This is a genomic window from Alishewanella jeotgali KCTC 22429, assembly GCF_000245735.1.
Lineage (GTDB): Bacteria > Pseudomonadota > Gammaproteobacteria > Enterobacterales > Alteromonadaceae > Alishewanella > Alishewanella jeotgali.
Genome location: NZ_AHTH01000035.1, coordinates 24,720 through 34,465 on the forward strand (window position 1 = coordinate 24,720; position 9,746 = coordinate 34,465).

A 9,746-nucleotide genomic window follows, 5' to 3' on the forward strand; every position below is an offset into this window, starting at 1 on the left:
TAATTGGAATGAAGCACGCAATGAGTTTTAAACATCTTGAAGCGCTACCCGAGCTATACCAGCTAGCGGCCTTTGCCCAGGATTACGCCTGTAGCGACCCGCAAAGTGCGCTGGTAAAAATGCGCTGCCTGATGGAAAAAATTGTCGGTGTGATTTACGCCAAACTACAATTGCCGGTGTATCCCAACGCCAGCATTGTCGACAAGCTTAATGCCGACAGCTTTACCTCTGTAGTTCCCAGCCAAATTATCGACAAACTGCATGCTATTCGTAAAAGCGGTAACCGCGCGGCGCACGAGGGTAAAGTCAGCCAGCAAGAAGCAGTGTGGATATTACAGGAGTGCTATTTTGTTAGTGGCTACTTCTATGTAGCGTACTGTGGTGGTGATGCGAAAAACCTGCCTGAATTTGTCGCGCCTGATTGCACTAAACTGGCAGAGCAAACCGATGCGCAGTTCGCTCGTGAGAACAAGCAGCTGCAAGCCAAACTGGCCGAGCACGAAGCGCGGTTAAAGCAGGCACTGGATGAGCTTAAAGCCGCTGAAGCGGCCCAGTTGAAATCCCAGCAAGAAGCGGCCAACCTGAAAAAAGCCATCGATGAAGGCGCAGTCGCCAAAGCCAAAGCTGGCTTTGCCAGCATGTCGGGCATCAATTTCAACGAGGCGCAAACCCGCGCCCGCATTATTGATATGGATTTACGTGCAGCCGGTTGGAATGTGTCATTAGATGATAGCTCTACCGAGCAAGTGCGCAAAGAGTTTGAAGTCGATGGCCAGCCCACTGCAACAGGTAAAGGCTACGCCGATTATGTGCTGTTTGATGATGACGAACTGCCATTGGCGGTTATTGAAGCCAAGCGCACCCGTGAGTCGGTAGAAAAGGGCCGCCAACAGGCCATTTTATATGCCAATGCGCTGGAAAAGCGCTATGGCCGCCGCCCGGTGATCTTTTATACCAACGGTTACGATATCCGCCTGCTGGACGATGCCCAGGGCTATAACAGTCGCAAGGTATATGGCTATTACAGTAAAGACAGCCTGCAATACTTAATTAAGCAGCGCAGCTTAAAGAAAAACCTCAATCAAACCCCGATCGACACCAAGGTGGCAGGGCGTGTTTATCAGATTGAAAGCATCAGCCGGGTGTGTGAGCGCTTTAGCGACAAGCACCGCAAAGCCCTGGTGGTGCAAGCCACCGGCACCGGTAAAACCCGGGTGTCGATAGCGCTGGCCAAACGTCTGCTCGATGCCGGTTGGGCCAAGCGTGTACTGTTTTTGTGTGATCGTAAAGAGCTGCGTAAGCAAGCTGCCAATGCCTTTAACGAACACACCAAAGAGCCGTTGTACGTAGTGGGTAAAAGTAAAAAAGACGCTGCTGCCAGTGCACGGGTATTTATTGCCACTTACCCTGGCATGATGAGTATTTTTCAGCAATACGATGTTGGTTATTTTGACCTGATTGTGGCCGATGAATCGCACCGCTCTATCTACAACATTTACGGCGATATTTTTAAGTATTTTGATGCCTTGGAAGTGGGGTTAACCGCCACCCCGGTTGAAATGGTATCTCGCTCTACCTGCGAGCTGTTTGGTTGTGACTATAAACTGCCTACCGCCAATTACCCGCTGGAGCAGGCGATAGAAGACCGTAACCTGGTGCCGTACAAAATTGTCAGCTTTACCACCCAGTTTATGCGCGACGGCATTAAAAAAGACAACCTGAGCGATGAGCAAATTGCCCAGCTGGAAGAGCAGGGTATCGATCCGAACGAGCTGGACTTTGACGCCGCGCAAATAGACGAAGCGGTGAAAAACAAAGATACCAACCGGGTGATCTTGCGTAACTTAATGGAAAAAGGCCTGCGTGATGTTGACGGCCAGCTGCCGGGCAAGTCGATTGTGTTCGCACGCAATATTAAACACGCCGAGCTGTTGGCTACTTTATTTGGTGAAATGTACCCGCAGTTACATCCGGATTTTTGCCGGGTGATTCACTCTAAATACGAGCGTGCCGAAGAGCTTATCGATCAGTTTAAAGCCAGCGATGAAAAGTCTGTGCGCATTGCTATTTCGGTCGATATGCTCGATACCGGTATCGATGTGCCCGAAGTGGTTAACCTGGTATTCGCTAAACCAATAAAATCCAAAGTAAAGTTTTGGCAGATGATTGGTCGCGGCACTCGGCTTTGCCCTAATTTGTATGGCCCGGGCAACGATAAAACGCACTTTTTAATTTTCGACCACTGGGAAAACTTCGAGTACTTCGACCTCGACCCAGAGCCGGAAGACGTAAAACAAAGCAAATCGCTGATGCAAAAGCTGTTTGAAGCGCGGTTAACCTTGGCTGAAACCGCGCTTAAGAAGGCAGATCTGGCAACCTTTGATGCAGTGATTAAGCTTATTCACGCCGACATTGCCGCGCTGGATATGAATACCATTGCCGTGCGCGATAACTGGCAAGACGTTGAAACCTGTAAAGACGAAAAGCGGCTAAACCAATTTGCCCCGGCAACAAAAGACCTACTTTGGCAAAGCATTGCGCCCTTAATGCAGTGGCGCAATATTATGGGGCAAAGCGAGGCCTACCGCTTTGATACCGAAATGGCCAACCTGCAAATTCTGCTGTTTACCGACCCCAGTCAAATTGATATCGCCCGCCAGGCGTTGCTGGGTAAAATTACCAGCCTGCAAATGCATTTAAACGAAGTGCGCGCTAAAGCCAGCGCCATTGCAGCAATTCAGCAAGACAGCTATTGGCAAAACCTTAGCTTTAATGCACTGGAGCAAAGCCGTAAAGCATTGCGTGGCATTATTCATCTGCGTGATAAAGCCATTGTTACGCCAACACACGAGCTGGTGCTGGATGTAAAAGAAGATACGGCCGAATACAAGGTAACCGAACGCGCCGCCAATATCGTGTCGGTGGATTATCAGATTTACCGCCAGGAAGTAGAAAAAACTTTAGCGCCGCTGTTTGACACCGATGCGGTATTGCAAAAAATCCGCGCCGGTGAGCAGGTAAGCGAAGCCGATTTAGCCAGGCTGAATGCGTTAGTGCATACGCAAAACCCGAATGTCGATTTAAATACGCTAAAAGAGTTTTTCCCCGAGTCGACCGTAAGCTTAGATAAAATACTGCGCACCATAGTGGGTATGGATAAAGAGGCGATAGAGCGCGCCTTTACCGACTTTGTGCAGCAAACCCACACCCATATGAATGCTAAACAGCAGCGTTTTATCGGCATGCTGAAAAACCATTTAATTCGCTACGGTGCAATTGCCATTGAACAACTGTACGATGCGCCCTTTACCAGCATTCACGACATGGGGCTGGACGGGGTGTTCAGCCAGCAACAGGCCGATGTGATCCAGCAGTTTATTCGTCAGTTCGACGTACCGCTGGGCAGTAAAACACCGCGTATTGAAAAAACACTCAGCCTTTAGCACTAAACACTAAGCGCTCAACATTCAACACTAAAGATTCAACACTAAAAATTCAAAACTGAATAAAGTGGTACAGGAAACCAAATGATTACAGGCCAGCTAAAAAGCAAAATAGACAAACTGTGGGAAGAATTCTGGACCGGCGGTATTACCAACCCGCTGACGGTTATCGAGCAAATTACCTTTTTAATGTATGCCCGTATGCTGGATATGAACGAGCAAAAAGATGAAAAGCTCGCTTCGCGAAGCGGCAAGGCGTTTCACCGCCGCTTTAACGACAACCAGCAACACCTGCGCTGGCAGCATTTTCGTCATTTAGGCGCAGATAAACTCTACAAACTGGTTAAAGATGAGCTGTTTCCGTTTTTCGCTGAAAGCTCGGCCCAGTCGGTAAAAGACGGCAATGAAGGCTCGCTGTTTGCTGAGTTTATGAAAGACGCCCAGCTGATGATCCAAAAGCAGTCGTTGCTGGTGAAAGCCGTTGAAATGGTCAACGACTTACCGCTGGAAAACAGCGACACCAAGGGCGATTTATACGAGTACCTGCTAAGCAAGTTAACCACTGCTGGTATTAACGGCCAGTTCCGTACGCCGCGGCATATTATCCGCGCTATGGTTGAAATGCTCGACCCTGGAATTAACAGCCGCATTTGTGACCCGTCCACCGGCACCGGCGGCTTTTTAGTCAGCAGCTACGAGTATTTACTGGAAAAATACACCTCGAAAGACGGCGTAGAGCAAGAGCCGTTATTCGACGAGCAGGGCAAGCCGCTGCTGGATGCCAATGGCAGGCAGCAGGTAAATACGCTGTACTCGGGTGATTTAATCACGCCAGAGCAGCGCGCCCATATCGATAGCGATATGTTTCACGGCTTTGACTTTGACGCCACCATGCTACGTGTTGCGGCCATGAACCTGGTAATGCATGGCATTAAACAGCCGGATATTCATTATCAGGACACGCTAAGCCAAAGCTTTAAAGAGCGTTTCCCGCGTGAGGCTAAAGCGGGGTTTGACATTATTCTCGCCAACCCGCCATTTAAAGGCAGCCTGGACGAAGAAGACGTTTGCCCGGATATTTTACGTAAGGTTAAAACCAAAAAGACTGAGCTGTTATTCGTCGCCCTTATTGAAAACATGCTGAAAATTGGCGGCCAAAGCGCCACCATCGTGCCCGACGGCGTACTGTTTGGCTCATCCAACGCCCACCAGCAACTGCGCCAGTTGCTGGTAGAACAAAATCAGTTAGAAGCGGTTATCTCCCTGCCAAGCGGCGTATTTAAACCTTATGCCGGGGTATCTACCGCCATTTTAATTTTCACCAAAGGTGGCAGTACCGATCATGTGTGGTTTTACGATGTACAAGCCGACGGCTTTAGCCTGGACGATAAGCGCACACCAATAAAAGATAATGACTTGCCAGCATTGGTAGCCGGGTATAAAACGCGGGATAAAGCCATTGCCGATACCGAGCAAAACGATCGTACGCAAAAAGCCTTTTGGGTAAGCAAAGCGGAAATAGCCGCTAATAAGTACGACTTATCCATTAACCGCTACAAGCAAGTAGTGTATGCCGAACAGCAGTATGACGATCCGAAAGTGATCCTAAATAAGTTGGTTGCGCTGGAAAACGATATTCTGGCGGATTTAAAAGCACTGGAGGCCATGCTGTGAGTTGGCCAGTAGTTGAACTTGGTTCAGTAGTTTCATTTATTGGTGGCTCGCAACCGCCGAAATCTGAATTCAAATACGAAGCTCAGGATGGATATGTAAGACTACTTCAGATTAGGGACTACAAATCTGATGATAATTTAACTTATATACCAGCTAAGTCTACTAAGAAGTTTTGCTCAAAAGATGATGTGATGATTGGTCGGTACGGCCCACCGGTTTTCCAGATTTTAAGGGGGCTTGAAGGCGCATATAACGTGGCCTTAATGAAAGCTCAGCCTAGCGAGCTGGTTGATAAGGATTACCTTTATTACTTTTTGAAGCAGGAAAAACTATTCAGGTTAATTGATGGCTTGTCTCAACGGACGGCCGGTCAAAGTGGTGTTGATATGGATGCTTTAAAAGCTTATCCAATGATACTCCCACCCGTAGCCGAGCAAAAACGCATTGCCGCGATACTGGACAAAGCCGACGCCATCCGCCGCAAACGCCAGCAAGCCATTCAACTCGCCGATGACTTCCTTCGCGCTGTGTTTTTGGAGATGTTTGGTGATCCGGTGACGAATCCGAAGGGTTGGGATCGCCAATCTTTAGATAGAGTAGCGCCTGTATTACCATTAAAAAAGAAAGTTGCAGAACATGAGAATGTTTGGCTAATCAATCTCGATGCAATTGAAGCACAATCGGGGAAAATTATTCACAAATTGATTGTGCCTTATGCGGAAGTTGGTAGCTCCACTAATCATTTTAATGAGACGCATGTTCTTTATTCAAAATTACGTCCATATCTAAATAAAGTTGTAATACCTAACAGCGAGGGAATGGCTACATCTGAATTGCTTACTCTTTTGCCGTCACCCAAAAAAATAACTAGAGAATTTTTAGCGACATATTTGAGAAGCAATGCATTTGTAAGTTGGGCAAATACTAAAGTGGCTGGGGCCAAAATGCCTAGATTATCTACTGTAGAGTTAAAAAAACATCAGATCTTTGTGCCACCTCTTCAGTTGCAACAGGAGTTTTCACAGAAATTCCGTCATGTTTTAGATATGGCGGAGCGGAGCAATGAAGTACTAAAAAATAATGATAGTTTCTTTAGTTGTTTAAGCCAAAAAGCATTTTCCGGCCAGTTATAACTTGAATAACAAGGATGTTATGAATAACGAACTTACCACCATAAACGACAAATACCTTTATGCTTTAAGTGCCGCTGCAGATTGGCTAACCGTATCCGATTGGGCGCTAAAGGTCGCGGAGCTATTTCCCGATTTACTGGCTACTGCCAACGCGCAAGCGGCTAAACAGAAAAACGACACCACAGGCCTTCGGGAAATTGCCGCTAGGCTAAGCTCGCGTATTTCCAGCGGTGGCTTTGGCAGCCAGATTGAAGTTGATGCCAGCGAGCGGCCAAAAAAGGTGCGTTTTTTAACGCCTACAGAGCAGCAGCAACATGAGGCGGAAGAGGTTGAAGAAGACTTAGCACCACTTCGCCGTATCGACATAATAAAGCGCGATAGTGAACAACTAAGCGTGGCTGAGCAATACCGGATTGACGAGTTTGAAGCCATCAGTCGCCAGCTTAAAGCCTACTTTGGGTTGGATTTCGAGGTAGACCACGCAACAGCGCTGTTAAATGCCAAAACACCGGGCAAACACCACCCTGATAATTTGCAGCTACTACTAAAAGCGCATAATGGTAAAAAGCACGCCAACAACTGGCCTCGTTTTAGCTTTGACGAGCAAAAACAATACATCGAAGCCGCCATAACCTTGCAAACTCTGGTAGCAAGCAGAATGAATGTTGAAGTAGAAACCCGTGTAATGGCGTCACTTTTAAGCCGGTTAGAAGCGGTTTATGGGAGCTAAGGATATCTAATGAGAATTACCAAATTAACACTTACCAACTTCCGTTCGTTTAAGCAGGAGCAGACGATAACGTTTGCTCCAATAACATTGTTATTTGGCCCTAACTCAGTCGGTAAAAGTTCGGTTTTAATGGCGCTGTTTTACCTGCAGCAAATTATTGAGAAGGGGCAATGTAATCCGCAAAGACTTGAGGCGCTTGGCAATAAGCTGGTAGGAGGCTTCAAAAATTTAGTAAATGGTCGCGATTTGTCGAAAAGTATCGTGATCCGTATTGATTATGATAAGCAAGGTGCAATTGGCAGTACATACGCTAAATCGCTGGATCTTTTAACGGAATCCAGCACGCTGCATGACGTATCTCTATTATTACAAGATCAAGCAGTTGCAACCGAGCAGGTAGGTTTAGAATTTGTAATTGCCTGGTCAAAGCTGCAGAAAACGGCCTATGTGCAAAAGCTTAGTGTCTGGCTAAATAATGAGTTTATCTGTGAGACCTCTTGTGATGAAGGTTTAAAAAACCCTTTAATCACTCGGTTAAATTTGTCGCATGTACTTTTACTCCCCTCTGACCACGATACATGGTTAGAAACCATGCTGGCAGATAGCGAAGAAACTATTTGGTCTGGCTGGTATCAGCCAAACATGGCTTTAAGTAATAGCTCAGAGAGGTTTAGTGAGAACGGCTTAAAGAGTCAGCTGCATGCTGATCTGAAACATCACAAGATGGTTGGTTTTAAAGCGATTTCTGGAGCCCTGCCTAAACCGAATAAACTACTTGAAACAACCATCAGCCACGAAGATTCTGTTGTCGCAGCGATTATCAATGAAGCGCTCAGTGAAGTATTGGTATCTCCCTTAGATAATTTATTGGCTATCCTGAATGACAGTCTGTGTATTGGCCCGCTGCGGTGTATTCCCGATTCAACCTATCAGCCAAGCCAATACCCTCGGCAAGGCGATTGGTATGATGGAAAAGCCTGTTGGGATGCGCTAAGTACGCCTTATTTAATGCGCGATGCTAAAATTAATGAATGGTTAGCAGACGAAGATAAACTCAATCTGGGTTATCAACTTGTTTATGTAACACGAGATTCAGAAACTCGTTTTATTAAGGCGTCGCTAAATTTTGAGCGTACTGAAGATGTGATGGCAATCAATGACGCGGTCCAAGGTCAGTTGATGGCCAGCTTATCTAAAGAAAACTTAGATGTGAACCCTGAGTCTGAACAGGTGCCTGTCTCGATGGAGTATCTCGAGGAGTTAAGGAAAAACAACGATATATACTCGAGTTTCTATGTCGGTAATGAGATAGATAAGACCTCTTTCGTTTCTCTTTGGGATATTCGCAATCAAATTCCGGTAACAACATCTGATATCGGCGTAGGCATTTCACAATTATTACCATTGATTGTAGCGTCGCAAGATGAAAGAAAAGGAATAATCGCTTGTGAGCAACCAGAATTGCATATTCACCCTAGAGTGCAAGTGGTATTAGGAGATTTATTGCTAGAAAGCTGTAATGATAAATCCTTTCTTATTGAAACACATAGCGAGCATATTATTTTAAGGATTCTCAGACGGATTAGAGAAAGCCATAAAGATTCTGAAGCCAAATATGATCCAATTAATCCCAACGAAATTTCCATAATTTATTTGCAGTCGACCGGCGAAGGAGTCATTACCAAAAAACTTGAGATTACCGATGATGGTGATTTCGAGCATGATTGGCCTGATGGTTTCTTTGATGAGCGTGATGAGGAGCTATTCTGATGTACAAGGAAGTTTCGTTAGATCCGAACTGTCTGAGTCATTATCATTATTATGGCCTGCTTAAAACAGCATTTGGGTTTGAAGCGGGCAGGTATGTCGTTGCACCGCTAAAAGATTGGTTAAGCGAAGCCTATCAAGCGGCTAAAGCGTCAGAACATATTGAGCCCGTCAAGAAAAAATCGATTACAAACTTCCTTAACAAACTGCGTCAGGATAAAGCGCAGGATAAAATCATTATGCCATGCTACCGCTCACATATTAGTGCTGATAGTTGGCTAAATTGGTTGGAGTATCAGCGGGCAGTTAGACCATTCAATTCTGTGATATCGGAGCGCGTAGAAAACGCATTGAGTTTTGAAGACATCATCGCAGGTGACCACAGCTGGACCACTCCACCTACAGTCAGAGTCAAAAAAACAGCTGAAACTATCGTCGAGGCTTTAAGTTCGCTCCTGAGGTGGGGGGGGAATCTGGTAATTATCGACCAATATTTCAGTCTGGCGGCTAACCCGGTATTAAAGGAGATATTTCGCTTTCTGCAGGCTCATCAACATACCGTAAATATAACACTGGCGACCAGTGTTAATACAGCTAACCCCGAAGCTGTGTTCAAGCGAGAATACGGCGCAAGTTTTAGTTTTATCCCAAAGTTTCATCTGATCGTCGTACCCTCAAAGTTTTTTCACGACAGATATATTTTTACCGAGTTTGGTGCGATTAAATCTGGACAGGGTTTTGATGTTGGTCCTGAACTTGGCGCCCAGGCAGATAAGTTAAGTTTTCATCTGTGTAGCAAGGAAGAGAGTCAGGAGGCCGCTGTTTGGCTAAAACAAATTATCGATGATGGGCGGGCATTATCGCTCGCGCTGAACTAACTAAAAATTTTCACTCTGATGAATTTGTCTTTGGCTTGATGGCATATCGAGAACTGCTTTGCGGCAATAACCCAGGTAAGGCATTGAGGACAACGTATGGAACGTATTGTATCTCCACCCT

Annotated in this window: 6 protein-coding genes; all 6 read left to right on the forward strand. The window is 46.0% G+C overall.

What is annotated here, in order from left to right; all coding sequences use genetic code 11:
* Positions 1 to 20: 20 nt before the first annotated feature.
* The 6 genes from AJE_RS10485 (at position 21) to AJE_RS10510 (ending at position 9,625) form a co-directional block, all read left to right on the forward strand.
* Complete coding sequence (locus tag AJE_RS10485) at positions 21 to 3,443, forward strand: DEAD/DEAH box helicase family protein (protein WP_008950817.1); 3,423 nt, start codon at positions 21 to 23, stop codon at positions 3,441 to 3,443.
* Between the two features lie 84 nt (positions 3,444 to 3,527).
* Positions 3,528 to 5,117, forward strand: coding sequence for a type I restriction-modification system subunit M (locus AJE_RS10490; protein ID WP_008950818.1), 1,590 nt, complete (start codon positions 3,528 to 3,530; stop codon positions 5,115 to 5,117).
* Positions 5,114 to 6,250, forward strand: coding sequence for a restriction endonuclease subunit S (locus AJE_RS18550; protein ID WP_008950819.1), 1,137 nt, complete (start codon positions 5,114 to 5,116; stop codon positions 6,248 to 6,250). Before AJE_RS10490 ends, AJE_RS18550 begins: the two co-directional genes overlap by 4 nt.
* 19 nt (positions 6,251 to 6,269) lie before the next feature.
* Entirely contained in the window at positions 6,270 to 6,980 is a 711-nt protein-coding gene (locus tag AJE_RS10500) for an HNH endonuclease signature motif containing protein (protein ID WP_008950820.1), read from the forward strand.
* 9 nt (positions 6,981 to 6,989) lie between these two features.
* Positions 6,990 to 8,750: a DUF3696 domain-containing protein gene (locus AJE_RS17985; RefSeq protein ID WP_008950821.1), complete on the forward strand. Its 1,761-nt coding sequence runs from the start codon at positions 6,990 to 6,992 to the stop codon at positions 8,748 to 8,750.
* Positions 8,750 to 9,625 (forward strand): hypothetical protein, encoded by an 876-nt coding sequence (locus tag AJE_RS10510; protein WP_008950822.1) that lies wholly within the window; start codon positions 8,750 to 8,752, stop codon positions 9,623 to 9,625. Before AJE_RS17985 ends, AJE_RS10510 begins: the two co-directional genes overlap by 1 nt.
* The last annotated feature ends 121 nt before the right edge of the window (positions 9,626 to 9,746 follow it).